Below are 26,578 nucleotides of genomic sequence, written 5' to 3'. Positions count from 1 at the left end.
AACAACATTTGGGTTGTCTAAGTGTTAGTTCGGGAACCCCTTTGGTCAGAGCTTCCTCAACAATTCACGAGGAGGTTCTGCCTACTATCTATCTTAATTCTTCCCACCAAATTAGCAAGTCAACTTTTGTAACAAATAGCGAACCGGGTATTTAAAATATTGAAATTAAATATATACTAGATGTAGTGGTCGAAGCAAAAAAGATCGATCGCTAATAAAAAATTGAGGTGAAAGCAAGCTATGTTTGCAGAATGGCACGGCTTTACTGAAGGCAACTGGACAAACGAAGTCAACGTCAGAGACTTCATCCAAAAGAATTACACCCCCTACGAAGGGAATGCAGAATTTCTCACAGCACCAACCGAAAAAACCCAGCAACTTTGGCAAAAAGTTCTGGAATTAATGAAGCAAGAGCGCGAAAAAGGTGTATTGGATGTTGATACAAAAGTTCCCACATCGATCACGGCTCATGCAGCAGGATACATCGATCGCGACTTAGAACAAATAGTAGGTTTGCAAACAGATCGACCTTTGAAACGCGCGATTATGCCCTTGGGCGGGATTCGCGTTGTCAAGGCCGGTTTAGAAGCTTACGGCTATCAGCTCGATCCGCAAACAGAAGAAATATTTACGAAATATCGCAAAACTCATAACGATGGTGTATTCGATGCTTACACGCGCTCGATGCGTCTGGCGAGACGTTCTGGTATCATCACAGGTTTGCCAGATGCCTATGGACGCGGGCGGATCATCGGTGACTATCGGCGCGTTGCTTTGTACGGTGTCGATCGCCTAATTGAGGATAAAAAAACACAGCAAGAATCACTCGAACTAGACGCGATGGACGAGGGAACAATTCGCTTGCGCGAAGAGTTATCCGAGCAAATTCGGGCATTGTTTGAGTTAAAAGAAATGGCTGCTAGCTACGGCTTTGATATTAGCCGTCCGGCGGCAAACGCACGAGAAGCTGTCCAGTGGGTGTATTTTGGCTACTTGGGAGCAGTGAAAGAACAAAACGGGGCAGCGATGTCTCTGGGCCGCGTATCGACGTTTTTAGACATTTATTTCGAGCGCGATTTGCAAAGTGGCGCGAGTTCCGAAGTGGAATTGCAAGAACTGATCGACCATTTTGTAATGAAACTCCGCATGGTGCGGTTTTTGCGAACTCCCGACTATAACGCTCTGTTTTCTGGCGATCCAACTTGGGTAACAGAGGCGATCGGCGGTATCAGCGATGACGGTAGAACATTGGTAACTCGTAACAGTTTCCGATTCTTGCACACCCTGTCAAACCTCGGTACTGCACCCGAACCAAATCTCACCGTTTTGTGGTCGGAAAACTTGCCGGAAAACTTCAAAGAATTCTGTGCGAAGGTATCCAGCGACACAAGTTCTATTCAGTACGAAAACGACGATTTGATGCGTCCTCAATACGGCGATGATTACGCGATCGCCTGTTGTGTTTCCGCCATGCGAATTGGCAAGCAAATGCAGTTTTTCGGCGCGCGAGTTAACTTAGCTAAGACTTTGCTCTATGCGATTAACGGCGGTAAAGATGAGAAGTCCGGCGACCAAATCGCGCCGCAGTTCCCACCGATTACTACCGAATATCTCGATTATGACGAGGTAAGAGCCAGGTTCCGCGACATGATGGCGTGGTTGGCAAAAACGTATATCAATACGTTGAATGTCATTCACTATATGCACGACAAATACTGCTACGAACGCCTGGAAATGGCACTGCACGATCGCGATGTTTACCGGACAATGGCCTGCGGAATTGCCGGATTGTCGGTGGTGGCGGACTCCCTGTCGGCGATTAAAAACGCTAAAGTTAAGGTGATTCGCAACGAGCAAGGTTTGGCAGTGGATTACTCGATCGAAGGAGAATATCCCAAATATGGCAATAATGACGATCGCGTAGACAGTATAGCCATCGAACTTGTGCAAAGCTTCATGAACGAAATTCGCCAGCACAAAACCTACCGCGGCGCTGTAGCGACTCAATCGGTACTCACAATTACCTCTAACGTAGTTTACGGCAAAAAAACTGGTAGCACTCCCGACGGACGTAAAGCCGGCGAACCCTTTGCTCCGGGCGCTAACCCGATGCACGGCCGAGATTCCTGTGGGGCGATCGCATCCTTATCTTCTGTAGCCAAACTGCCTTACAGTGATTGTCAAGATGGCATATCGAATACTTTTTCGATTCTACCGCAGGCCTTGGGCAGAATGGAGAGCGATCGGACTAACAACCTAGTTAGTCTTATAGACGGTTACTTCCACGATGGCGGCCATCACATCAATGTTAACGCCCTCGATCGGCAAACATTACTAGATGCGATGGAACATCCAGAAAACTATCCCCAGCTAACAATTCGCGTCTCCGGTTATGCGGTTAATTTCATCAAACTTACCCGCGAACAGCAATTAGATGTGATTAAACGGACTTTCCACGAACGCGTCTAAATCCCAGCAGAAAAAACTCGGCGATTGAAACCGCTCCTTGTCAAACGAAGTCCGAGCTGAGGGGGACTCAAGAAGCGCCTACATAATTGGTTCTGCATAAGTCTTTTTTCGTCTAGTTTCGCTGTTAAACCATGAGGCCAGATCCCCCCTAACCCCCCTTAAGAAGGGGGGAACAAGAGTATTCTTGAATTCCCCAGACTATCTGGGGATTCAAGGGGAACCGTCCACTTCTCAAAGTCAACCCCTACTCCCCTTCTTAAGGGGGATTTAGGGGGATCGAGCCTCAGCAACCAAACGAAAAATACGCAAGTTTCCAGGCTTAAGTTAGCACCGAGATTCCCTCATCCCTACTCTCAAAATCCTTACCAACAAACAGCAAATTAAATGTCTGGAATTGGTCGCATTCACTCAATCGAAACATTTGGTACAGTAGACGGCCCCGGAATCCGGTTTATCGTCTTCACCCAAGGCTGTCCGTTACGCTGTCTGTACTGTCACAATCCCGACTGTCGCAATTCCCACGATGGTAAAGAAGTAACCGTCGATTATTTAATCGAGCAAATTATAAAATGTAAATCCTACCTACGGAAAGGAGGCGTTACCGTCAGCGGCGGCGAACCATTGATGCAGCCGGATTTTGTCAAAGAAATCTTTACCCGCTGTCATCAAATGGGTTTGCATACAGCGCTGGACACATCAGGCTTCTGTGTTTTAGACGTTGCTAAACCGGTTCTGGAAATGACCGATATGGTTTTGTTGGACATCAAATCCTACATTCCCGAACTCTATTACAAAGTCACCAATGTTTCCATCGAGCCTACTTTAGCAATGGCCAAATATCTCAGCGAAATTGGCAAACCGACGTGGATTCGCTTCGTTCTAGTTCCTCACCTCACCGATCACATCGAAAACGTAGAAAAATTAGCGGAGTTTATTGCCAATCTGAACAATGTGGAAAAAGTCGAAGTATTACCATTTCATAAAATGGGAGAATACAAATGGGAGCAATTAAAATTGGATTACGAACTCAAGGATACACCTCCAGCTTCACCGGAACTCGTGCAACAAACAGTTGATATTTTTCGCAGTCGCGGGGTCAATGCGATCGGAGCTAGCGGTATATAATAATTAAAAGGCCACGTTCACAAGTCACCCACAATCTTGAAATTATCTGCGTCGATCTGCAGGTTCCCTACCAATCAAAGATTGAGGCAATAATTTTTCCGAAATCCACATCACGAAAAATCACATGAAAGTTACCAATTTAGAAGAATTAGAAGTCCTAATTCAAAAAGTAAAAGCAGCCCAAGCTGAGTTTGCCACCTACACTCAAGAACAAGTCGATCGCATATTCAAGCAAGTAGCTTTAGCCGCTAATGCCGCCCGCATTCCCTTAGCCAAAGCAGCAGTCAAAGAATCGGGAATGGGAGTCATCGAAGATAAGGCAATCAAAAATCATTTTGCCTCGGAAATGATTTACAACAAATATAAAAACGACAAGACTTGTGGTATCATCGAGTCCGATCGGCATTTTGGCTACGAACGCATTGCCGAGCCCGTGGGATTGCTAGCGGGAATCGTTCCTGTAACTAACCCGACTTCCACCACCATCTTTAAGTCATTAATCGTGCTCAAGACGAGAAATGGCATTATATTTTCGCCCCATCCCCGCGCCAAATCCTGCACGGCTGCGGCGGCAAAAATCCTCCTCGATGCTGCTGTAGCAGCCGGCGCACCACCGGATATTATTGGGTGGATTGATGAGCCAACTGTGCCACTTTCCCAAGCTTTGATGCAGCACCCCGATATCAAACTAATTTTGGCAACTGGCGGGCCGGGAATGGTAAAAGCTGCCTACTCTTCAGGACATCCCTCCCTCGGTGTCGGCGCTGGAAATACTCCCGCCATCATCGATGAAACCGCTCACATCCAAATGGCTGTCAGCTCAATTTTGCTCAGCAAAACTTTCGACAACGGCACGATTTGTGCTTCGGAACAATCGGTAGTTGTTGTGGATGAGGTGTACGATGCCGTGCAACTGGAATTTATCAAGCGCGGTGCTTATTTCCTGAATGCTGAAGAACGAGAAAAAGTGCGGCGGGTAATCTTAATTGATGGTCGATTGAATGCCGAAATAGTCGGACAATCGGTGCAAAAGGTGGCGCAGATTGCGGGTTTTGTAGTGCCGTCAAACATCAGGGTTTTGATTGGAGAAGTGGATACGATAGGTAAAGAAGAACCCTTTGCTTGTGAAAAACTTTCGCCGATTCTCGCCATGTATCGCGCCAAGGACTTTACTGAAGCAGTAGACAAAGCTGAAGCGCTGATAATTTTTGGCGGACACGGACATACTTCTGTACTCTACACCGCTCCGCACAATCAGAACCACATTCGTTATTTTGAAAGCAAACTAGAGACTTCGCGGGTGCTGATTAATACGCCTTCTTCTCAAGGTGCGATCGGCGATTTGTACAATTTCCGCCTCGATCCCTCCCTTACCCTCGGTTGCGGTAGCTGGGGCGATAATTCGATTTCTGTCAACGTGACACCCCATCACCTGCTCAATATCAAAACCGTAGCAGAGCGACGCGAGAATATGCTCTGGTTCCGCATTCCTCCCAAGATTTATTTTAAGTCGGGTTGTCTTCCTGTAGCTTTGAGGGATCTTGCAGGTAAGAAACGTGCTTTGATTGTGACGGATAAACCATTGTTTGAATTGGGATTGACTAAGGAAGTCACAGAGAGTTTGGAAGAAATCGGCATCGATCACTACACATTTTACGATGTGGAACCCGATCCTTCGCTGGCTACTGTTCGCAAAGGTTTAGAAATCTGCAATAGTTTCCATCCAGATGTGATTATTGCTTTTGGTGGTGGCTCGCCGATGGATGCTGCTAAAGTAATGTGGCTGATGTATGAGCATCCAGAAATTGAGTTTGAAGGATTGGCGATGCGGTTTATGGATATCCGCAAGCGGGTATACGAACTGCCACCTTTGGGTTCAAAGGCAATTATGGTGGCAATTCCAACTACTTCGGGAACGGGTTCGGAAGTCACGCCTTTTGCGGTTGTTACGGATGAACGATCGGGGATTAAGTATCCGCTGGCAGATTATGCTCTGACTCCGAGTATGGCGATCGTCGATCCAGAACTTACGCTGAATATGCCCCGAAAACTGACTGCTTACGGCGGCATTGATGCGCTAACCCACGCTTTAGAAGCTTATGTTTCTGTGTTGGCTTCTGAGTATACAAATGGTTTGGCTTTAGAAGCGATTCGTTTGCTGTTTAAATACCTGCCCAGCGCTTACAAAAATGGTGCCAACGATCCGAAAGCGCGGGAGAAAGTACATTATGCTGCTACGATCGCCGGCATGGCATTTGCCAACTCTTTTCTGGGGGTTTGTCACTCAGTAGCTCACCAATTAGGTGCAACTTGCCACGTCCCTCACGGTTTAGCGAATGCGCTGATGATTTCCCATGTAATTCGCTACAATGCAACGGATGTTCCGTTCAAACAAGCGATTTTTTCTCAAAATAAGTATCCTAACAGCAAGTGGCGTTATGCTCGAATTGCAGACTATCTGAATTTGGGCGGCGATACCGAAGATGAAAAAGTTGAGAAGTTGATCGCAGCGGTGGAAGCTCTGAAGCGTGAGGTAGATATTCCTAGCACGATTCAGGAGGCGATCGCCAGTCAGGGAATGAGTGATGATTTCTTCTTTGCTCGCGTTGAGGAAATGGCCGATCGAGCTTTTGACGATCAGTGTACCGGAGCGAACCCCCGCTATCCGCTGATTGAAGATTTAAAGCAACTTCTGGTGCAAGCGTATTCTGACGGCGACACGTCCGATCTCAATCGAGTGTTAACTTTAGTGTAATCGGCGCGGTGCCATAGATTTCTCCTCAAAAGCCTGTCAATGGGGGGCAGGATACCTAACTCCTTCTCCCCCACAAGATTTTTTGGAGAAATCTAACGCAGGGCCCGGTGGTGAAAATAAACCCCGAAGCGGATCAAAATACCAAGTAGGGGTTAAAAAAATCTGAAATTGTGTTATAATTTTAGAGGTAACTATTTTACGAATTTTGTAGTTTTAGTGGCTGTTCGCGCGATGACCTCTTCACCAACCATAGCACCCGTTCGATCGAGTCAAGTTACCCGCAAACCTTATCCCAACTATCGGGTAATAGTCCTCAACGACGATTTCAACACATTTCAGCACGTTGTGGAATGTTTGACGAAATACATTCCAGGGATGACGAGCGATCAAGCTTGGAAACTCGCCAACCAAATCCACCACGAAGGCCAGGCCACCGTCTGGGTTGGCCCGCAAGAGCAAGCAGAACTTTATCATATGCAATTGAGCCGTGCTGGACTGACAATGGCTCCGCTAGAGTCTACTTGAAAAGTGTCTAGAGGGCCGAAAGTTCGATGAATTTTCGGTAATTAATCTGAAATTGAACGCAGATTGGGATTTAAGAGGCGATCGTGATTTTGCCAATCATCCCCGCCTCTGTATGTCCGGCTACCGTACAGCGCAGGTTGTAGGTTCCCGATTTCATCGGCACAAACACCCATTCTGCCATAGCGCCCGGTTTAAGTTCTAGTTCGTGAATCGCTCCTTTAATTTCCACTTTCCCAGCTTCAACTTTTTGAGTCCAACTCGCATCACCAAAGTTTTTAGCAGTGAAATAATGTTTCTGCGAACTGGGATTTTTTAGCACTAATTTATAGCGCTTGCCCGATTCAAATTCTAGCAGATTGGGAAAAAATTTGAGTTCCCCAGCTTCGTTACCCAAACTAACAGTAATTTCGGTGACAGGTTGGCGAGACAAATCACCGGCAGCACTAGCAATTGTCGCTGGCATCAAGATTGTGCTCAAACATAAAATTAGTCCCAAAATCACCTTGAAAGTTTTTTGTAACCCCTGGCTGCGGTAGAATTTGCCTAATTGCCAACCGAGTAAATTGATCATGGCTGTTCTGACTACTGTTAACTATTAACTGACTAATGACTAATGACTACGGACTACTGACTACTGACTACTGACTACTGACAACTGACTACTGACTACTGACTACTGACTACTGACTAATGACTTAATTCGATCGCCAAACTTCATCCCAAGGCCCGCCCCCAACTTCCAAACCCGATAAAGAGCTTTGAGCCTCTAAGATAATTCTAGAACGCTGCTTGCCATTTTTTTCCACATTTCCCCCCAACAACTCTCGCAGTTGCAAGCGCAATTCACCGTGCGTCGTATCCCGGCAGCAAAAAGCCATGCCTTTTTCGGTAGGAGTTCGCACATAACTACCAGGAATGTTTGTAGTGCCAATCAACTCAACTTCAAACTGACTGTTTCTAGCCTGCATTTTCCAGCTTCCCCAAGGTTCAATAGTCCAACTAACTTGCGAATTCCAAGGCACAAATTCGTAAAATTTGCCTCGGTAATGCAGACCAATCATTGCTACCGATTCCATCCACCACAGCACGCCCCGCTTGCCACCACCTGCGGTTAAAGCTAAATCATTTTCGCCTTGAAAACAATTGCAATTAATCCAAAACCACTTTTGCGGAAAAGCACCGCCCCAGTTTTTTTCGCTGTAAGCGGGAGCATCTTTAAATTCGTAGCGATCGCCATTCCAATCGATCCAGCCCGTGGCTAAACCGTGAGCCATTAAAATTTGCCATCCAGGCTCAAATACGGGCAGTAAAGATAGCATTCCTGCGGTAGATTTCTGGATTTCTTCAGAGTTTCCCCAGCCATAGATAGGTTGAATTTCGTACTGCCAAAAACAGTGGCTGCCGCTTCCCGGATCGTGCAAATAACCTTGATTTAAAGTAGCAGTAGCTTGATAGCCTTCTTCGACGCTGCTGTCGAATACTGGCGGCTCTAAATATTGGGGTTTAATTTGTAAATCTGTTTTGCCCCAATGTCCGAAACCTAAGCTTTCTCTGTGCGCCCAAAACTTATTTACATCTGGAAAGGTGCGACACAAATAGCTATCTTTCGGGCCGAGAATCTGAGCTGCACCGCCACTGTAAGGTTGACCGCCTCTGGGGTCTTCGATGGAATACATGAATGCAAAGGATTGTCCGTGAATCGGTAATGTTATTCGGTAGTACCAGCCTTCAAAAAAGCGGCGTGAACTACCGTCCCAGTGGTAGCCACTGTGGGGAGTTTCAAGAGTTTTGAGTTTTGAGAGTGAATTTGACATAGAATTACCAATAGCATGACAGGGAATTCACGGATAACTGTTTCTTCCTTCTTCCTTCTTCCTTCTTCCTTCTTCCTTCTTCCTTCTTCCTTCCTTTATGTCTCTAGCACTTTGGCGATCGCCCTTAGCTCGTGCCCTCCACCGCAACCGCAGTCTTGCTTTTGCCCGTTACTTGCAACTAGCAACTGTTCGGGCTACCGGGCGTCCGGCTAACCGCACTGTGGTGTTTCGAGGCTTTTTAGCAGATACTAATCAGTTAAAGTTTATTACAGATATTCGCAGTCAAAAGGCAGAGGAGATTAATCTCTATCCTTGGGGGGAAATTTGCTGGTATTTCCCGAAAACTCGCGAACAATTTCGGATTGCTGGAAAGCTAGTTTTGGTAGGGGCAGATTATCCAGAGGCCCAGTTGTTCTCATCGCGGTGTACAACTTGGCAGGAGCTTTCTGAGGCGGCTAGATCGCAGTTTGCTTGGCCTCATCCGGGGGATGACAAAGCCGAGGCTAGTGCTTTTGATTCTGCTTCCCCAGATGCGATCGAGCCGCTGCCTAATTTTTGCTTGCTGTTGTTGGAACCGGAAACGGTGGATTTGTTGGAGTTGCGGGGGGAACCGCAAAACCGATCGCTTTATCGGCGCGACGGGGAGGGAAATTGGTCTGTGCGATCGGTTAATCCTTGAAAAAGAAGTCAACCGATTTTAGATTTTAGATTTTAGTTAGATTTTAGATTGAAGAAAGCGACTCCACTGATAAATCTGGGTAGTCATTAGTCAGTGATTATTGGTTATTGGTTATTTGTTACCAATAACCTTCCAGGCCCCATTGCCAATTCCCTGTTTTGCCAATTCCCTGTTTTGCCCATTCAAATTTTAGATGCCGGTGCCGTCTAAAAATTCTTGAATTGCTTTATCTTTTAACTTGCAGCTAGGGGTTGTAACTAGCTGTGTTTTTTCGGCTACGGCTACATTGCTGGCTTGGTTTAAAGCTTCTGATACTGAGTGGAAATTGTGGGAAGTGGGATCAGAAGTTAAGGAGACAGATGGTTGAGGAACCAAACTTTTTACTTGCTGTTCGAGGGATTCGATACGATCGAGCAAAGAGCGAATTACCACAGCTTCCGAATCCGGCAAACTGCCGTGTTCTAGGGGATTGACGCGCACTCCCGATCGATAGACGATGCGGCCGGGAATCCCTACCACTGTGCAGTCAGATGGTACGTCGCGGAGTACGACGGAACCGGCGCCGATGCGGACGTTATTGCCAATTTGCAGATTGCCGAGTACCTTGGCGCCGGCACCGACAACTACGTTTTCGCCGACTGTAGGGTGACGCTTGCCGCTTTGTTTGCCAGTACCGCCTAGGGTGACACCTTGGTAAATTAGGGCAAAATCGCCGATAATCGCTGTTTCGCCGATCACAACCCCCATACCGTGGTCGATGAATACGCTTTTGCCGATGGTTGCCCCTGGGTGGATTTCAATTCCGGTCAAAAAGCGAGCCATGTGGGAAATCAAGCGGGGGATGAAGGGAAGTCCCAACACATAAAGCCAGTGTGCGAGGCGGTGCAGCACTAGGGCTTGAAGACCGGGGTAGCAAAACAAAACTTCCAGCCAGTTGCGAGCTGCAGGGTCGCGATCGAAAATTATACTGAAGTCAGCTCTAAGAGTCTTTAGCACTTTCGGAGTTACCTATTTTGGTTAAACACGCCACTTTCGATTTTACATTTTACTGGATGGGGAAGTGAGCGGTCGATCGGGAGATTGGGGGATATGACGGAGTGGAACCGTGGGAGAGTGGGAGATTGGGGGAGAATTTGATGATATTTTATTGTCTCCATCCAACAGCGCCGCTGCGTTCTATTCCTGTACTGAGATTGTATAGTTAGACTTGACTCCGGGTTCGACAGTACCTACCCAAATCCTGTAAGAGCCTGCTTGCCAGTCAGAATCAAGTATGCCAGCATCTTTATTCTGACCTATATCGTCTCCGCAGCGCACCGCATTACCGGGGCCTTGTACGAGTAAGGTTGTGTCCTTGCCTCCGCTGTTGATTTGGAGTGTGAGTTTTGAAAAGTTTTGCTGCAAGACTATGATGTGGTCGGGAGTTGGGGTGGCAAAACCCAAACATTTGTTTTTGTGGCGATCGGCGTTGGCTATGGCAGATAGAGAGTAGGATCCGCCTGTGGAACCTCTCAAAACTGCTGTTGGGGCTGCAAAACCTCGCGATAAACTTAAAGTGCCGAAATTGGCTGTTTCTGCTAAAACTGGTAGGGCGACGATCGCCGCGATCGCACCCAAGAGCGCACCGTTTTTGAAATTGGCTCCCTGATTAAACAACATGGCCATACTCCTGGCGTCACAACTTAAAATCACAACTCAGAATTTACCCATCGCAGCCCCTGGAATACAAACTATGGAGGAAGAATAATTTTTTTTAAATTAGTTCAACACCTCCTGGCTTATCTTCCTTATGTCTATCAGGACAATCCCTCTACGATCGCGCTCGCTTGTGCCACTCGGATTTCTGCCACAGGCGATCCACTCATATCCGAAATTGTACGGTGTCAAGATGATAAATTTGATACTTCTAGCCTTGCTGTTGGCCCTCGGTTCCCTATTGACACAGGTCTTGGTATTGTTACCTATAGGTCTATCCGGCTGGCTCCACCTCCCTAATTGGCTGAGCCTTGCCTTGATTTTGCTGGCTATTTCTTGGTGCTTGGGGGATTAGTGAGCAGTCATGAGTTAATTAGTGATTAGTCAAAAGTTAACGATCAATCATTCCGCTTCCCCCAATGGTCAAGGCCCAAGCGTCCTCGGTTTGATGATGTATACTTCACAAGGGACAATTCAAGAATCTAAAATCTAGGATTTGACATCTACCTATAGAATGATGCAACGACAAGTTTATTCGATATCAGGATTTCACTCTTCTGACAAAAGCCTGGGGGAAACTCCTAAAAAACAGGATCGTCCGATACACCGGGCGATCGTTTTAATGCTGGTGGCAACAGGTTTGCTGGGCCTGCACGCTAGTCGGCTGGTGGAATTGCAACTGATACAAGGGAAGCAACACCGGGAACGAGCCGAAAACAATCGCGTTCGCCTAGTGCCCATGCCGGCGAATCGCGGACAAATTATCGATCGCAAAGGCAAGTTGCTAGCGGCAAACAATTTAGCTCGATCGGTATATTTGTGGCCGAAAGAACAAACGCCGGAACAGTGGAAAGCGACAGCAGAAAAGTTGAGTCCGCTGGTTAAGATTCCGGCAAAAGAAATTTTAAAAAAAATAAAAGAGGTCGATCCTCTATCCTACAGACCGGTGCGGATCAAGCAAGCAATGCCGCCAGAGGTGTTTGTGCCACTAGCAGAAGAGGTGGGACAAATGCGGGGAGTGGAAGTGCGGCCAGAAGCGAACCGCTACTATCCCGAAGGCAGTTTGGCAGCTCACGCGATCGGATATATCGGCGAAGCTACCGCAGCCGACTTGGAAGCTCATCCCGAATATCCGATGGGGATGATTGTCGGTCAAATGGGCATAGAAGCGAGCTCTAACCAGAAGATTGCGGGAGTGTGGGGCGATCGGCTGATCGAAGTAAATGCCCAAAATGAAGAATTGCGGCTGATGGGAGAGACACCGCCCAAACCCGGTGAGGCGGTGCAGCTAACCATAGACTTGTCCATGCAAAAAGCAGCCGAAAAAGCCCTGGGGAACCGCCGGGGAGCAGTAGTGGCGCTGGATGTCAACACCGGGGCGGTATTAGTTATGGCCAGCCACCCGACTTTTGACCCCAATCTGTTTACGCGAAAAATCACTAAGGATGAGTGGAAAACTCTTCAAGATCCGGAAAATCCATTTTTGAATCGGGCCACGCAGGGCTATCCCCCCGGTAGCACCTTTAAAATTGTGACTTCCGTCGCGGCCCTGGAGTCGGGCAAATTTTCGCCGGACTCAATTCTCGGTACTTCGTCTTACATTACTGTGGGGGGAATTGATTTTAACGAACACAGTGGCGGTTTCGGCGACATCGGCTTTCAGGATGCTTTGGCTTTCAGCAGCAATACGTTTTTTTATCAATTGGGGATTAGTACCGGGCCGGAGCAAATTTCTAAGTGGGGACAGCGCTTGGGAATTGGCAAGGAGACGGATTTGAATCTTTTGGGGCTAGGCGGTGGCGATTACGGTCAAATCCCGACGCCGGAGGAGAAGGAGAAACTTTATAAAGAACCTTGGTATGCGGGTGATACGGTAACGATGTCGATCGGGCAGGGGTTGGTGTTGATGACTCCTTTGGAGGGGGCGGTAATGGTGAGTTCGATCGCTAATGGGGGTTATCGCGTGAAGCCTCATCTTTTGACTTCTATGACCGGCACAGCGGAGACTCAACGGGTACATACGGGGATGAAACCTTCAACAGTTCAGGTGATTAAGGAAGGACTGATCGCGGTAGTTGCCGAGGGTACTGGACAGGGATTGAATGACGGTTCGATTCCGCTGACGGCGGGCAAAACAGGGACTTCGGAGGTCATCGGACAGGAGGATCACTCTTTGTATGTCGCCTTCGGGCCCGCCCAGAAACCGGAAATTGCGATCGCCGTGGTTGTGGAAAATGGCGGTTATGGTTCTGTTGCCGCCGCCCCGATCGCCAAAGAGGTATTTCAAGCTTATTTTGGGCCACAGAAAAATGTGAAGCAGCCAGTAGTTATTAGTCCTTAGTCCTTAGTCCTTAGTCAGTAGTCATTAGTCATTAGTCCTTAGTTATTGGGAATGGGGAATTGGGCATAGTGTCTTGTTTTTCTTCTGACTTCTGACTACTGACTAATGACTACTGACTAATGACTACTGACTACTAACTAATTGAGCCGCATAAATATAGTAGCTTTGCGAATTCCTGTTATTTCTCCCGTACTGGTGACAGTTAGCGATCGCAAGTGATCGAACAATGGTCTTGCCGAAAGTTCAATTAACCTCAACAGCGGGATTTGTTTTTCCCAAATTGCCCTGCTGGAGGGCCAGTCTAAATAAAAATAGCCGTCGTTAGAGGGCGGTAGCGGTTCAATGCTGGTTTGAAAATCTTGATTGGCAACTAAAGAGCCTGTTTCGGCTGCTTCTAGTGCTGCGTCCATTGCTTCTACTGAAGTGGTGAAAATTTCGTATTTGCCGACGGTGGCTCGGACTCCTTTTGCCTCGGTTTCGATCGCACTTTTTCTATTATTTTCTTTACCATAATTCTGGCTAGTTGTCAACTGGGTCCAAGCGGTAATTTTCTGGTTTCTCAGAGTGAAGCTGCCGATGCTGTACTCTTTGCTGCGGGCAATTTCATCGAGTTTGTCGATCGCCTGTTGGGAATCAGCAGATTTTTCGGCGGCAAAAATCCAGTCAGCACTCTTTGACGAATTCGGAAGCACTGCTAAAGCGTATTCTCCTTGTACCCAGTCAAATATATCCTGCGGCAGGTTGACGCCCCAAAGTTGCTGAATATCTCCCAGGGTGCGATCGACTAAATTTGACACTTCTGGATTAGTAGAAACCGCCGATGACAAATCAGCCCAAAAATTCCTTAAGTCGGTGCTGGCGACCGCGAAAGGACTCGCTGAGGGAATGTATTGCAAGGCTTGCACAGGTTCGGAAAGCGTTGGAGAAGCTGTGTTTTCTCGCGATGTCACTAAAGCAGTTTGAGCCAGCAATCCCCGTCGGTTGACTCCGACAGCAACTGCGAGGGAATTAAGAGAAACTTGGGGATTTTGCTCGGTTGCTGATTGCGGGAGATTGACAAATGCTAAAGCGATTCTGCCTTGATTTAGCTGCTGCAAAGCTTTTTGATATTCGGGGGTATTGTTGAGATTTAGGTTAGCTGATTCAACGTTATTAATTGCATCTCGAATCACAATCGGGCTATTGGAAAACAAAACAAAATTTTGCTCCTCCCCAGAATTAAAATTACCGCCGATGGCTGCTGTTGCGAAGCTGGATGGCAACTTTGAAGTCGGCAGAGAAAACGGGTTAAAAGGCGAAAGTAAAGCAGATTTTTTCTGGGCTCTTGGTGCTTGTTTATAATTAATTCTCACGCCTTTATATATTTCCGACTGCACTGTTTTATCGCCACGAGATTGTTGGCGCCAGTAGGAGTCAAGAAATTTTTGGCTGCGATCGACTTTTTGGGAGGAAACGGCCAGCAAAAACCCGGTTTGTTTGCCGTTGCTGCTGTCGCCATCGAAATCTGGGTTTGTGACGGCGAGGGTAATTTCGTCACCTATCCAAGGTTGGATATCTCGACTGTAATCCAGGCCTGTATTGCCGAGGAAACTTTTTTTGATTTGCTCAAATTCTGCGTGCGATCGACTTCTTTCTTCGGGAGTGGCAAAAACTTGTCGCAATGCTTCGAGGCGATCGGGATTTACCAGCATTGATGCTAACAAAGGTGCTTGTTTCGAGACAAACACAGCCGCAGCCGGAGTAGTTGTCGGCCCGCCAGCGAGCAAATTCAGGGGAGTGTGAGTTGTCAGCCAGTAAAAACCACCGGCACTCAAGCCTAAGAGTGCCAAGACGCCAGCAAGGAGGAAAGAAAAGAACGATCGCAACTTCATACAACAAGGACTAATGACCACAGTCTATTATTAACTAGAGTAGCGCATGACCGTAGCTGTCGGCAGATACTTTTTGTGCTGTTCGCAAAAAAAAAGAATCAATTAAAATATTCTCAAGCTCTAAAACTCAAGTAAAATGCTAACAATATCAACGCCCCCCGAACAGCGAGTTTTACTGCCAAATATCAGTTGGCAGTTATATGAAAGCCTGCTAGCGGAACTGGGCAACCAACGTTCCACCAGAATTGCTTATCATCAAGGTCAATTAGAAATTATGGTGCCGCTACCGGAACATGAAAATCGCAACAGGCTGATCGATCGCTTAATTGTAACTCTCATAGAAGAACTCAATCTAGAGTACAACCCCTTTGGCTCGATGACGATCAAAAAACGCAAAAAAGCAGCGGGTAAAGAACCAGATTCCTGTTATTATATCCAGAATGAAGCACTGGTCAGAGGGAGAACAGAATTAGACTTTGCTCAAGATCCGCCGCCCGATTTAGCACTGGAAATTGATATTACCAGCAGTTCCTTAAATCAATTCGATTTATATGCAGATTTAGGCGTACCCGAAATTTGGCGGTACGATGGACGAAGCATCAAGTTTTATCAATTGCAAAATGGCGAATATGCCGAGTGCAATTTTTCGCGGGATTTCCCGATGCTACCTACTGCAAAAGTTGAGGAATTTATCGATCGCACTCAAACTACAGGCGCAACCACAGCAGTGCGAGAATTACGGGAATGGGTCAATCGATTTTAGATTTTAGATTTTAGATTTTAGATTTTAGAATTGAAGCATTCACCCCACGAATAAATACGTTCGGCAAGTTTCATCGGATACAGGTTTTTTATTTTTCCACGGATGAATCCGGGGGCTTGTATCCTGGATGCTTTCGGTAAAAAATCAAAAAAATCAGTAATTGTGCAGTCTACCACGGCACTCCTCGCGCATCAGAAAAATCTGCATCTAGAACCACCCCCGCATCGAATACAGCATCAGTTAAATCAGCTTTTCTAAACGACGTTATCGACAATTTTTCTATCTGTTCAACAGCGATAAAAAAGCCGATCGCAGTTAACCCCAGAATTACCCCAGAAACCAAAAATAAGACAATTCCCCTGAGAGTATCTCCGCCCAAAAATGTCACAATACCGCTAGCCCCGATCGCAGCAGCAGCCCCAGCCACAGCCCCCGCCACAATTCCAGCCTCGCACCGAGTCGCAGCAATCGCCGTCGCAGCGGTTCCGGCCACCGCCACAGCCCCCGCATCCGCCCCGGCTATCAGTCCAGTCAAAGCCCCAGCCGTCGTCACTGTCACCGCCGTTACCCCAGCCCTAGCAATCAAATTTCTCACCCGCCTGCGGCTTTGTCCGGTTCTGACACCCTGAAAATTTGCCCCCCTCAAAATCGCCCCGGTGAAATTGCAGCCTCGAATGTCGGAACCGCTGAAATTCGCCCCTGACAAGTCAAGCCCTTTAAAAGAACGGTTCCGCAAGTTTTGGTTAGCAAAATTGAGATTTTGAGGTAAAGTCATTCGATTTTAGATTTTAGATTTTAGATTTTAGATTAACCAAGCAAGGATCTGGGTTTTTAGATTTTAGATTATAGATTTTAGATTAACCAAGCACAGGGCATTTAGAATAAAGCCTGTGGTTTATAACGAGTTTCCATGTCTCCCATCTCCGAATCCCCATTTTCCCCCGAACAAATTGCTGCTGAAAGACTCAAACCAGAAGAATATCAAGAAATCGTTCAGCGTCTAGGCCGCCATCCTAATAAAGCTGAATTGGGAATGTTCGGCGTTATGTGGAGCGAACACTGCTGTTACAAAAATTCGCGGCCACTATTAAAACAGTTTCCCACAGAGGGCGATCGAATTCTCGTCGGGCCCGGAGAAAATGCCGGCGTCGTAGACTTGGGAGAAGGCTTGCAACTCGCCTTCAAAATTGAATCCCACAACCACCCGTCAGCAGTCGAACCTTTCCAAGGTGCAGCAACCGGTGTCGGGGGGATTCTCCGCGATATCTTCACAATGGGTGCTCGCCCGATCGCACTTTTAAATTCCCTGCGTTTCGGCAACTTAGACGATGCTAAAACTCAGAGATTGTTCAAAGGCGTAGTATCGGGAATTTCCCATTATGGAAATTGCATCGGCGTGCCCACAGTTGGCGGCGAAGTTTACTTCGATCCTGCTTATTCCGGCAACCCATTAGTTAACGTCATGGCCTTGGGTTTAATGGAAACTCAAGAAATCGTCAAGTCTGGGGCATCGGGAATCGGAAATCCCGTGCTTTACGTCGGTTCAACTACTGGCAGAGATGGCATGGGAGGAGCAAGTTTTGCCAGTGCAGAATTGACCGACAAATCAATGGACGATCGCCCCGCCGTCCAAGTAGGAGATCCATTTTTAGAAAAATCCTTAATTGAAGCTTGTTTAGAAGCATTCAAAACCGGTGCAGTCGTCGCCGCCCAAGACATGGGTGCGGCGGGAATCACCTGTTCGACATCAGAAATGGCAGCCAAAGGCGGCGTCGGCATTGAATTCGATTTAGACAAAGTTCCCGTTCGAGAAAGCGGTATGGTTCCCTACGAATACCTGCTTTCGGAATCCCAAGAACGGATGTTATTTGTTGCCCAAAAAGGACGGGAACAGGAATTAATCGATATTTTCCACAGATGGGGATTGCACGCCGTAGTAGCGGGGACAGTCATCGAAGAGCCGATCGTCCGAATTCTCTTTAAAGGCGAAATCGCTGCCGAAATTACCGCAACTGCTTTGGCAGATAACACGCCAATTTATCACCGAGAACTGTTGACAGAACCGCCAGAATATGCTAAAAAAGCATGGGAATGGAAGGCGGATTCCCTGCCACAATCCACAGTTGCAGGTATCGAAATTAACGGCAATTTCCAAACTTGGAATCAGATTTTGCTGACGCTTTTAGATACTCCCACCATCGCTTCTAAACGCTGGGTTTATCGCCAATACGACCATCAAGTGCAAAACAATACTGTTGTTTTACCGGGAGGCGCTGATGCTGCGGTTGTCAGATTGCGTCCGCTAGAACCCTGCCACTCTTCTCTTGCTAACGGGTTAGAAGTACACCCCCTTGCTAAGGGGGATCTACAGAGAGAAAATGCTGTTTCTCTAGCTTCCGAAAGCAAACAGGAAGAAGAGGTAATTCCTTTATTTACAAAGGCACAAGGTAGGGAAACTCCAAAAGTTTCTCCCCCCCTTAGCAAGGAGGAAGCGCCGCAGGGGGCTATTCCCGGAGTTGCTGCAACGGTTGATTGCAATTCTCGTTATGTTTATCTCGATCCTTATGAAGGTGCAAAAGCAGTCGTAGCGGAAGCAGCGAGAAATTTGAGTTGTGTGGGTGCTGAACCTCTCGCAGTTACTGATAATTTGAATTTTGGCAGTCCTGAAAAGCCGATCGGATATTGGCAGTTAGCGTCAGCTTGTCGCGGGATTGCTGATGCTTGTCGGGAGTTGGGAACGCCTGTTACTGGCGGCAATGTTTCTCTTTACAATGAAACGGTTGATGCTGAGGGGAATCCTCAACCAATTTATCCGACTCCGGTAATCGGAATGGTGGGGTTAATTCCCGATTTGACCAAGATTTCGGGCCAAGCTTGGCTAAAGAAAGGTGATTTAATTTATGTGCTGGGAATTGGTGAATCATCCCAAAACTCAGAACTTCCATCTGACAGCTCAAAAATCGAAACTTCTCCTACTTTGGGAGGTTCGGAATATTTAGCAGCAATTCACGGGATTGTAGCTGGGAAACCGCCAAGGATAGATTTTGAGTTGGAAAGAAAAGTGCAATCGGTTTGTCGCGATGGAATTCGGCAAGGTTGGGTATGTTCTGCCCATGATTGTGCGGAAGGTGGAATTGCGATCGCCCTCGCGGAATGCTGTATTTCTGCTAAAATGGGTGCAGAAATTCATCTCAGTTTCAATTCGGCAAATGTCCGCCGCTGGGATGAAATTTTGTTTGGTGAAATGGGCAACTGCATTGTAGTTTCAGTCGCACCGAAAAATCAAGAGATTTGGGAGGCTTACCTGCAAGAACATTTGACCAAAATGTGGCATAAAATTGGTTTAGTTTGCTGTGCTGAATCACCTTTGCGGGTTGTGAGTGCTGACAATCAAGTGTTAATTGAGGTGGCGATGGGTGAGATGGGCGATCGATTCTATAATGCGATCGAGCGTCGGATTGGATCTGTTTGACAACGTGAAGTTTCGATCCCCCTAAATCCCTTAAAAAGGGGAGTAGGAGTTGACTTTTAATACTCTTGTCCCCCCTTTCTTAAGGGGGGCTAGGGGGGATCTCCGGGTTTAAAAACACGCCCAAGAACCCCGACTTCTTACAAAATTCACGATTCTTAGAAAAACCTATAACTGAAGTCCGGGTTCTTAGACACTATACAATATAAACAATATCATTCCTAAAATAAATGATTTGCTGTATCAATCCCGACTGCCCCAATCCTCAAAACCCGGACGGGCAAACATATTGCATCAGTTGTGGTCTTCAACTCGTACCCATCCTGCGAAATCGTTTCCGCATGATCAAACTCCTCGGTCAAGGTGGCTTCGGCAGAACCTATTTAGCAGAAGATATCGATCGACTAAATCAACGCTGTGTCGTTAAACAATTAGCACCCGATGTCCAGGGAACGTGGGCGATTAACAAAGCGGTAGAATTATTTCAGCTAGAAGCCCGACAACTGCAACAGCTAGGACAACATCCCCAAATTCCATCACTAGATGCCTACTTTGAAGACAACAAATATTTGTATCTCGTACAACAGTTTGTGGATGGGGATAATTTGTTGACGCTTTTCCAAAATCAGGGAATTTTGCCAGAAAGCCAAGTTAAGCAACTGTTACTAGAACTTCTACCTGTTCTCAAGTTTATTCACGAACAAAAAATTATTCACCGAGATATCAAGCCTGAGAATATTATGTGCCGTCGCAGCGACGGTGTGTTAGTGCTGATTGATTTCGGAGTTTCCAAACAGTTGTCGGGAACAGTGATATCGCGACAGGGAACGCAAATTGGTTCGCATGGTTATGCACCGCTTGAACAAATGCAAGGGGGTGAAGCTTATGCAGCAAGCGATTTGTTTAGCTTGGGGGCGACGGCTTTTCATCTACTGACGGGGGTACATCCTTATGGTTTGTGGACGGAACACGGTTATAGCTGGACTGGAAATTGGCAGCAACATTTGAAGAGTCCCATAGACAAGGAATTGGAATTGATTTTATCTAAGTTGTTGGCAAAAGATATCCAGCAGCGCTATCAATCAGCAGAGGAAGTTTTAAGAGATTTTCACGGTCAGTCAAGACAAACTCCCGCACCGATACCAACTCCCACAATTCCTGTGATTCCACAGCACTCTTTGCCGTTACAAACTAACACAACAAGGCGAGGTTTCTTGCAATTAGCGGGTTTTGCTGGGGGAGGATTTGCATTAGCTGTGCTGGGTCAAAGTTTGTTGAACAACAAAACTTCTTCATCTTCACCAAATCTTCCACCTTCATCCAACAAGGCGGCCCCATCTCCTAAATCCTCAGCTCAAAAATCATCTCCAAAAACTACAGCCAAAAGTTCATCGCCAAAACCATCTCCACAATCTGTAGCAGAAAGTCCATCGCCAAAACCCTCTCCAAAACCATCTCCAAAACCCGCAGCAGAAACTCCAAAACCTCAGCCATCTTCCAATGCTTTAAAAAGCTTTACTTTTGAAACAGTGGCAGTCAACTCAACCGGCCAAATCGCCAACCGCCGTCAAGGAAAAGCACAGGCTTTTATAGAAAATATGGGGAATGGTATTACTCTAGAGATGGTAGCAATTCCTGGCGGCAGTTTCGTGATGGGTTCGCCCGATACGGAAGTCGGACGAAGTAGTTATGAAGGGCCGCAGCGTACCGTGAATATCCCTGCTTTTTTTATTGGTAAATATGAGATAACTCAAGAACAATACCAAGCGGTGATGGGAAATAACCCTTCTGAGTTCAAAGGTGCGAAACTTCCTGTCGAAAAAGTAAGCTGGAATGACGCTGTGGAATTCTGCAAGCGGCTTTCTAAAAAAACAGGCAAGACTTATCGCTTACCTTCACAAGCGGAATGGGAATATGCTTGCCGCGCCGGAACTAAAACACCTTTCTATTTTGGCGAAACTATTACCCCAGATTTAGTTAATTATAATGGCAATAATCCCTACGCTGGGGCATCGAAGGGACTTTACCGCAAACAAACAACTGATGTCGGGAATTTTTCACCCAATGCTTTTGGACTTTATGATATGCACGGGAATGTTTGGGAATGGTGCAGTCATCCCGACAACGATCGAAGCGATCGCCGCGTGCGGTGTGGCGGTTCCTGGAAGGACGCTGCGGTGAATTGTCGCAGTGCGTATCGTCTTAGCAATGTGGCGGGCGATCGTTACTCGGACATCGGTTTTCGCGTGGCTTTGGTTTCCGCGTAGTCTCTGGTTTTCGGTTCTGTAAAGTAGTCTCCCGCGAGGACTTTTCTTTTAAGGCTTGGCGGTTTCAACGTGGTTTATAAATATAGTCCTGGAGGCATCAAAACCAAAGAAACCGGGTTTTTTGGGGTTTTTGCGGTCTGTAGCGCGTCTTCTGGGCAAAAAAACCCGGTTTCTGACCACCCGTGCATAAGTCCTATAATAGTTAAAATATGCCAAGGTCACACATTAGGAAGGATAAAAAATATGACCCTCAATCTTCCTCTTCCCGATTCAATTGAAAATTTTATTAACGAACAAGTGGCAATCGGAGGCTACAGTAATGCAGCGGAATACATCTTGCACCTAATTCGCCAAGAACAAGCAAGAGCCGCGCGGGTTGAGTCGTTATTGTTGGCTGGTTTGGATAGTGGCAATTCTATAGAGATTACCGATGATTGGTGGGAGCAAAAACGCGCTCAGTTGGTGCAGAAACTTGACCCACAGCAGCAATGACTAAACGGATTGTCATTACACCAAGAGCAAGTCAAGATTTAGACGAAAATTTTGCTTATATTGCTCAAAATAATCTTGATGCTGCATTGCGTTTTTTTGATGCAGCACGTCAGACATTTGCGAGATTGGCTCAAATGTCGGGAATGGGTCGCCTGTATCCGGTTAAAAATCCACGGTTGGAGGGTTTGCGAAGATTGTCAGTTAGGGGGTTTGAGAATTATCTGATTTTCTATCTGTCTTTTGATAACTATATTGAGGTAGTGAGAATTCTGCACGCAGCGAGAGATTTAGAGGAAGTTTTGTCAGGAGATGAAGCTGATTGACTTTGTAGAGTAGGAAAATTTTTCAGGCTGCCAAATCTCCATCCCACGGTTCACTCCTGTCGGTATTACTTAATACTCGATCGCCCCCAAAATGACATTACATGGCCGCACAGATTCCCATGATGATATAGTATGTCAATCTCACAGAAAAGTCAAGCTCGATCGCCCTTAAATTCTAATATTTCAAAAAGCTCATCAAGCAATTTCCTAATTTATTTTCCATTGCACGATCGCCAATCTCTTCAGTCTGGCGTTGCGCTGACTTCGTTTGACAATCGCCCCAGCCATCGCCCCAGCCATCGCCCCAGCCATCGCCCCAGCCCTCGCCCGCTGTTAATTAAGGTTAATATAGGATTTGGGGGCGATCGATACTACAATGCCATTAAACGCCGCATCGCTTCTGTCTGAAATGCTACACGATTTGGAAATAATGACAGATCCGTGGCAAGATTAAGGGAATGTTAAGTTATGCGACGCCTTCGCAAACAAGATTTCCCGCTGAAACTGTCCCCCTAACCCACCTTCCCCATTAGGAACCCACCCATCTATGATTCCCAACCATTCCTTCGCGGCTGACGAGCATTCTAGCAAACCCGACAAGCCCGAGGAAGCTTGTGGCGTTTTCGGTATCTACGCACCGGGTGAAGATGTCGCCAAGTTGACCTACTTCGGTTTGTATGCTTTGCAGCACCGCGGTCAGGAATCAGCAGGAATTGCCACCTTTGACGGTGAAAAAGTCCACCTGCACAAAGATATGGGACTGGTTTCCCAAGTCTTCAACGAATCGAGTTTAGGTCACTTGCCCGGTAACTTAGCCGTAGGGCACACTCGCTACTCTACTACCGGCTCCTCGCGCGTGGTCAACGCTCAGCCTGTGGTTGTCGAAACTCGTTTGGGAAGTCTGGCCCTAGCACATAACGGTAATCTTGTCAATACTAAAGAATTGCGCGAAGAATTGCTGTCTCGGAAGTGCGAATTTGTCAGCACGACGGATTCAGAGGCGATCGCAGTGGCGATCGGTTCCGAGGTAGACAAGGGCAAAGACTGGCTGGAAGCAGCGATCAGTGCCTTTGGTATGTGCCAAGGAGCCTTTAGTTTGACGATCGCCACCCCTAAAGGCGTGATGGGAGTCCGCGACCCCCAAGGCGTCCGCCCGTTGGTAATTGGCATCCTCCCCACAACTCCGGTACGATACGTTTTAGCATCGGAAACTTGCGGCTTGGATATTATCGGTGCTGAATTTTTGCGGGACGTAGAACCCGGGGAATTAGTTTGGATTACAGAGGAAGGTATGGCTTCCTTCCACTGGAGCCAGCAACAGAAGCGCAAACTTTGCATCTTTGAAATGATCTATTTTGCTCGCCCCGACAGCCAGATGGAAGGTGAAAGTTTGTACAGCTACCGACTGCGGATCGGGCGTTTGTTGGCAGCAGAATCTCCGGCTGATGCTGATATAGTTATCGGCGTTCCCGATTCTGGAATCCCGGCGGCGATCGGCTTTTCTCAAGCTTCCGGCATTCCTTACGCCGAAGGATTGATTAAAAATCGCTACGTCGGGCGCACTTTTATTCAACCGACTCAGACAATGCGTGAGTCAGGAATCCGCATGAAACTCAACCCTCTCAAAGATGTGTTGGAAGGGAAGCGGGTAATTATTATCGATGATTCGATCGTGCGCGGCACTACCAGTCGCAAAATCGTCAAAGCCTTGCGGGATGCTGGCGCAACAGCAGTTCACATGAGAATTTCCTCGCCACCGGTGACTCATCCGTGTTTCTACGGTATCGACACCGACAATCAAGATCAGTTGATTGCTGCTACTAAGTCAGTCGCAGAAATCGGCACCCAAATTGGGGTTGATTCCTTGGCTTTCTTGAGTTGGGATGGAATGCTGAGGGCGACTAACGAAGACCCGATGAGTTTTTGTTCGGCGTGTTTCACCGGTGATTATCCGATCGACGTTCCAGAAATGGTAAAACGGTCTAAGCTCATATTAGAAAAAGCTGGAACCTAGAAAATCCCAAAGCGAGAAAGCGATCGCCCGTCACTTTCCGCAATTTATGGATTTTCAAGTTTTTCTGGTAAGTCATTGCCAGAATGTGTGTAGAAATGTTACATTAACTTAGCTTTAGCAATTCTTGCAGAATTTGTGAACTGTAGTGAACAGTCGCTTGGGTAGAACTTGTGCGAAACCCAACCCTCGGATTGGAGATGGGAGATTGGAGATTTGAGATTTGTGCTTGAATCTAAAATCGGCAATCTAAAATCGATGGTTTTTCCCTACACTCTCGTTCACAATTCCTGCTCGAAACGCTGTATGCTACCTGCAGACTGGAGGTAGTTCCTCCAGATGTCCACTCTCAGATGGAAGTCGCATTTCGCACCAACAACGGGCACATGAGATTTTTTCAGATAACAGGGTCGATCGCACTAATTTTTCCGACACAAGTATTCGACAAGCCAACTTGCTTGAGAATCGCGGACGGGCTATTCATGCGAACTAAATAACTTTAGAAACCCTTGCAGAGTAAAAAGATGGCTCCTTGCAGGTTGAATGTTACCTCACCTGCATAGGGCATACAACCCCCCGACTCCTGTCCGGGAGAGCCAAAAATTTAGATATTAGTTTAAGCCCCCAGATTCATCTGTGGAGTGAATCTAAAATCTAAAATCTAAAATCTAAAATCGATTGACTGTTAAAAGAAGGCGGAATGCGGTTTCTCAAGTCAGCTTAAATCGGAAACTTCGTGCAATCAAATACTGTTCTCAATCAGCCGAGCAATCAAGGCTCATCCTCTCGTACAGCAGAGTTACCTTTTACTCTTCAAGATATCAAGGCAGCCATTCCAGCCCACTGTTTTGAGCCATCGGCATGGAAATCTCTGGCTTATTTCTTTTTAGATATTGGCATCATCGCAGGTTTGTATGCGATCGCCTACACCCTGGATTCCTGGCTCTTTTATCCAATCTTTTGGTTGATGCAGGGAACCATGTTTTGGGCATTGTTTGTAGTGGGTCACGACTGCGGACACGGTTCATTTTCTAAGAGCAAATGGCTCAACAACCTGATCGGACACCTGTCCCACGCTCCAATTCTCGTGCCCTTCCACGGTTGGCGGATTAGTCACAGAACCCACCACGCAAATACAGGCAGCTTAGATAACGATGAAAGCTGGTATCCGGTATCGGAAAGCAAATACAATCAAATGCCTTGGTACGAAAAGCTAGGACGCTTTTATTTGATGTTATTTGCCTATCCAATTTATCTATTTCGCCGATCGCCCGATCGGGTAGGTTCTCACTTCATGCCCGGTAGCCCGATTTTCCGTCCGTCCGAAAAATGGGATGTGTTGACAAGTTCCGCATCCTTGGTACTGATGGTAGGCTTTTTAGGCGCGCTAACCTATCAGTTTGGTTGGCTGTTTTTACTCAAGTTCTACTTGGTTCCCTATGTAGTGTTCGTGATGTGGCTGGATTTGGTAACATTCCTGCACCACACAGAAGCCGATATTCCTTGGTATCGCGGTAATGATTGGTCTTTCTTGAAAGGTGCATTGTCTACGATCGATCGCGACTACGGAATCATCAATTCCATCCATCACGATATCGGCACCCACGTAGCCCACCACATTTTCTCGACAATGCCGCACTATCACTTGAAGGAAGCAACGGAAGCAATTAAACCCGTGTTGGGCGATTATTATCGCAAGTCAACCGATCCAATTTGGAAGAGCTTTATTCGCTCTTACTGGGATTGTCATTTTGTCTCCGATACAGGTTCTGGAGTTTACTACGAATCACCTAACAGTCGGCGATCTGCTGAAGTTAAGTAGTTTAAATAAACAATAGAAGAGGTAAAAACTCGGCTTCTTTAAGAAACCGGGTTTTTCTTTTTTATGCGTGTTTGATAAGGATCGCGAATTAAATAACTTACAATTTTAATTGTTATTGTGGGATGGGCGTCGGGCCCGTCCTTTTTGGACGGGCCCG

20 protein-coding genes are annotated in these 26,578 nt (G+C 46.8%); 14 read left to right on the top strand and 6 right to left on the bottom strand.

The features are described 5' to 3' along the window. The first annotated feature begins 240 nt into the window (after positions 1–240). The 4 genes from pflB to clpS all read left to right on the top strand — a co-directional run bounded on the left by pflB (position 241) and on the right by clpS (position 6,874). Positions 241–2,469 carry a formate C-acetyltransferase gene (gene pflB / locus QUB20_RS09945; protein WP_333245733.1) on the top strand — a complete coding sequence of 743 codons (2,229 nt, stop codon included), beginning with the start codon at positions 241–243 and terminating at the stop codon, positions 2,467–2,469. Positions 2,470–2,853: 384 nt separating this feature from the next. After that, positions 2,854–3,594, top strand: coding sequence for a pyruvate formate-lyase-activating protein (gene pflA / locus QUB20_RS09940; protein WP_333245735.1), 741 nt, complete (start codon positions 2,854–2,856; stop codon positions 3,592–3,594). A gap of 124 nt (positions 3,595–3,718) precedes the next feature. Beyond that, positions 3,719–6,349 (top strand): bifunctional acetaldehyde-CoA/alcohol dehydrogenase, encoded by a 2,631-nt coding sequence (gene adhE / locus QUB20_RS09935; protein ID WP_333245739.1) that lies wholly within the window; start codon positions 3,719–3,721, stop codon positions 6,347–6,349. Between the two features lie 231 nt (positions 6,350–6,580). After that, positions 6,581–6,874 carry an ATP-dependent Clp protease adapter ClpS gene (clpS, locus tag QUB20_RS09930; protein WP_006633998.1) on the top strand — a complete coding sequence of 98 codons (294 nt, stop codon included), beginning with the start codon at positions 6,581–6,583 and terminating at the stop codon, positions 6,872–6,874. Between the two features lie 70 nt (positions 6,875–6,944). Here clpS and QUB20_RS09925 read toward each other — a convergent pair whose 3' ends face one another. Together QUB20_RS09925 and QUB20_RS09920 are read right to left on the bottom strand one after the other, a co-directional pair. Beyond that, positions 6,945–7,445 (bottom strand): plastocyanin/azurin family copper-binding protein, encoded by a 501-nt coding sequence (locus QUB20_RS09925; protein WP_333245742.1) that lies wholly within the window; start codon positions 7,443–7,445, stop codon positions 6,945–6,947. A 124-nt stretch (positions 7,446–7,569) separates the two neighbouring features. Next, entirely contained in the window at positions 7,570–8,688 is a 1,119-nt protein-coding gene (locus QUB20_RS09920; RefSeq protein ID WP_333241710.1) for a tocopherol cyclase family protein, read from the bottom strand. A gap of 97 nt (positions 8,689–8,785) precedes the next feature. Here QUB20_RS09920 and QUB20_RS09915 point away from each other — a divergent pair, with 97 nt between their 5' ends. Then, on the top strand, positions 8,786–9,367 hold the full coding sequence (locus QUB20_RS09915) for an Npun_F5749 family FMN-dependent PPOX-type flavoprotein (RefSeq protein WP_333241708.1): 582 nt from the start codon (positions 8,786–8,788) through the stop codon (positions 9,365–9,367). 189 nt (positions 9,368–9,556) lie between these two features. On the opposite strand, the gene cysE is transcribed toward QUB20_RS09915, so the two are convergent. Both cysE and QUB20_RS09905 read right to left on the bottom strand, forming a co-directional pair. Further along, complete coding sequence (gene cysE / locus QUB20_RS09910; RefSeq protein ID WP_333241706.1) at positions 9,557–10,363, bottom strand: serine O-acetyltransferase; 807 nt, start codon at positions 10,361–10,363, stop codon at positions 9,557–9,559. Positions 10,364–10,543: 180 nt separating this feature from the next. Then, a complete protein-coding gene (locus QUB20_RS09905) occupies positions 10,544–11,026 on the bottom strand; it encodes a hypothetical protein (protein WP_333052459.1) in 483 nt (160 codons plus the stop codon). A gap of 550 nt (positions 11,027–11,576) precedes the next feature. Here QUB20_RS09905 and mrdA point away from each other — a divergent pair. Next, positions 11,577–13,403, top strand: a complete 1,827-nt coding sequence (gene mrdA / locus QUB20_RS09900; protein WP_333245746.1) for a penicillin-binding protein 2 — start codon at positions 11,577–11,579, stop codon at positions 13,401–13,403. 137 nt (positions 13,404–13,540) lie between these two features. Here the strand turns inward: mrdA and QUB20_RS09895 are convergent, their stop codons facing one another. Further along, the gene (locus QUB20_RS09895; RefSeq protein ID WP_333291319.1) at positions 13,541–15,295 is read right to left on the bottom strand and encodes a DUF3352 domain-containing protein; all 1,755 of its coding nucleotides are present in this window, start codon (positions 15,293–15,295) and stop codon (positions 13,541–13,543) included. 115 nt (positions 15,296–15,410) lie between these two features. Between QUB20_RS09895 and QUB20_RS09890 the strand changes: the two genes are divergently transcribed. Then, entirely contained in the window at positions 15,411–16,037 is a 627-nt protein-coding gene (locus QUB20_RS09890) for a Uma2 family endonuclease (RefSeq protein WP_333245752.1), read from the top strand. 169 nt (positions 16,038–16,206) lie between these two features. Here the strand turns inward: QUB20_RS09890 and QUB20_RS09885 are convergent, their stop codons facing one another. After that, positions 16,207–16,812, bottom strand: a complete 606-nt coding sequence (locus tag QUB20_RS09885; protein WP_333245755.1) for a pentapeptide repeat-containing protein — start codon at positions 16,810–16,812, stop codon at positions 16,207–16,209. Between the two features lie 135 nt (positions 16,813–16,947). Here QUB20_RS09885 and purL point away from each other — a divergent pair, with 135 nt between their 5' ends. The 7 genes from purL to QUB20_RS09850 all read left to right on the top strand — a co-directional run bounded on the left by purL (position 16,948) and on the right by QUB20_RS09850 (position 26,421). Beyond that, the gene (gene purL, locus QUB20_RS09880; RefSeq protein ID WP_333245759.1) at positions 16,948–19,509 is read left to right on the top strand and encodes a phosphoribosylformylglycinamidine synthase subunit PurL; all 2,562 of its coding nucleotides are present in this window, start codon (positions 16,948–16,950) and stop codon (positions 19,507–19,509) included. A 227-nt stretch (positions 19,510–19,736) separates the two neighbouring features. Continuing rightward, on the top strand, positions 19,737–21,773 hold the full coding sequence (locus tag QUB20_RS09875; protein ID WP_333245762.1) for a bifunctional serine/threonine-protein kinase/formylglycine-generating enzyme family protein: 2,037 nt from the start codon (positions 19,737–19,739) through the stop codon (positions 21,771–21,773). Between the two features lie 243 nt (positions 21,774–22,016). Next, positions 22,017–22,265: a type II toxin-antitoxin system ParD family antitoxin gene (locus QUB20_RS09870; protein WP_333245765.1), complete on the top strand. Its 249-nt coding sequence runs from the start codon at positions 22,017–22,019 to the stop codon at positions 22,263–22,265. Beyond that, the gene (locus QUB20_RS09865) at positions 22,262–22,588 is read left to right on the top strand and encodes a type II toxin-antitoxin system RelE/ParE family toxin (RefSeq protein ID WP_333052477.1); all 327 of its coding nucleotides are present in this window, start codon (positions 22,262–22,264) and stop codon (positions 22,586–22,588) included. Before QUB20_RS09870 ends, QUB20_RS09865 begins: the two co-directional genes overlap by 4 nt. A 132-nt stretch (positions 22,589–22,720) precedes the next feature. After that, on the top strand, positions 22,721–22,996 hold the full coding sequence (locus QUB20_RS09860) for a hypothetical protein (protein ID WP_333245769.1): 276 nt from the start codon (positions 22,721–22,723) through the stop codon (positions 22,994–22,996). 139 nt (positions 22,997–23,135) lie between these two features. After that, on the top strand, positions 23,136–24,602 hold the full coding sequence (gene purF / locus QUB20_RS09855) for an amidophosphoribosyltransferase (RefSeq protein ID WP_333233350.1): 1,467 nt from the start codon (positions 23,136–23,138) through the stop codon (positions 24,600–24,602). A 733-nt stretch (positions 24,603–25,335) separates the two neighbouring features. Continuing rightward, positions 25,336–26,421, top strand: coding sequence for a DUF3474 domain-containing protein (locus QUB20_RS09850; RefSeq protein WP_333203554.1), 1,086 nt, complete (start codon positions 25,336–25,338; stop codon positions 26,419–26,421). Positions 26,422–26,578: the final 157 nt, after the last annotated feature.

Origin of the sequence: Microcoleus sp. B4-C2 (genome assembly GCF_036705265.1) — a bacterium.
In the GTDB taxonomy this organism is placed as follows: Bacteria; Cyanobacteriota; Cyanobacteriia; order Cyanobacteriales; family Microcoleaceae; genus Microcoleus.
This window is presented reverse-complemented; position numbering and strand designations above follow the sequence as displayed.

Bases quoted from the DNA above. Each gene is read 5' to 3' on its own strand.
- pflB (WP_333245733.1), top strand. From the start codon at position 241: ATGTTTGCAGAATGGCACGGCTTTACTGAAGGCAACTGGACAAACGAA.
- pflA (WP_333245735.1), top strand. From the start codon at position 2,854: ATGTCTGGAATTGGTCGCATTCACTCAATCGAAACATTTGGTACAGTA.
- adhE (WP_333245739.1), top strand. From the start codon at position 3,719: ATGAAAGTTACCAATTTAGAAGAATTAGAAGTCCTAATTCAAAAAGTA.
- clpS (WP_006633998.1), top strand. From the start codon at position 6,581: ATGACCTCTTCACCAACCATAGCACCCGTTCGATCGAGTCAAGTTACC.
- QUB20_RS09925 (WP_333245742.1), bottom strand. From the start codon at position 7,445: ATGATCAATTTACTCGGTTGGCAATTAGGCAAATTCTACCGCAGCCAG.
- QUB20_RS09920 (WP_333241710.1), bottom strand. From the start codon at position 8,688: ATGTCAAATTCACTCTCAAAACTCAAAACTCTTGAAACTCCCCACAGT.
- QUB20_RS09915 (WP_333241708.1), top strand. From the start codon at position 8,786: ATGTCTCTAGCACTTTGGCGATCGCCCTTAGCTCGTGCCCTCCACCGC.
- QUB20_RS09905 (WP_333052459.1), bottom strand. From the start codon at position 11,026: ATGTTGTTTAATCAGGGAGCCAATTTCAAAAACGGTGCGCTCTTGGGT.
- mrdA (WP_333245746.1), top strand. From the start codon at position 11,577: ATGATGCAACGACAAGTTTATTCGATATCAGGATTTCACTCTTCTGAC.
- QUB20_RS09890 (WP_333245752.1), top strand. From the start codon at position 15,411: ATGCTAACAATATCAACGCCCCCCGAACAGCGAGTTTTACTGCCAAAT.
- QUB20_RS09885 (WP_333245755.1), bottom strand. From the start codon at position 16,812: ATGACTTTACCTCAAAATCTCAATTTTGCTAACCAAAACTTGCGGAAC.
- purL (WP_333245759.1), top strand. From the start codon at position 16,948: ATGTCTCCCATCTCCGAATCCCCATTTTCCCCCGAACAAATTGCTGCT.
- QUB20_RS09875 (WP_333245762.1), top strand. From the start codon at position 19,737: ATGATTTGCTGTATCAATCCCGACTGCCCCAATCCTCAAAACCCGGAC.
- QUB20_RS09870 (WP_333245765.1), top strand. From the start codon at position 22,017: ATGACCCTCAATCTTCCTCTTCCCGATTCAATTGAAAATTTTATTAAC.
- QUB20_RS09865 (WP_333052477.1), top strand. From the start codon at position 22,262: ATGACTAAACGGATTGTCATTACACCAAGAGCAAGTCAAGATTTAGAC.
- QUB20_RS09860 (WP_333245769.1), top strand. From the start codon at position 22,721: ATGTCAATCTCACAGAAAAGTCAAGCTCGATCGCCCTTAAATTCTAAT.
- purF (WP_333233350.1), top strand. From the start codon at position 23,136: ATGATTCCCAACCATTCCTTCGCGGCTGACGAGCATTCTAGCAAACCC.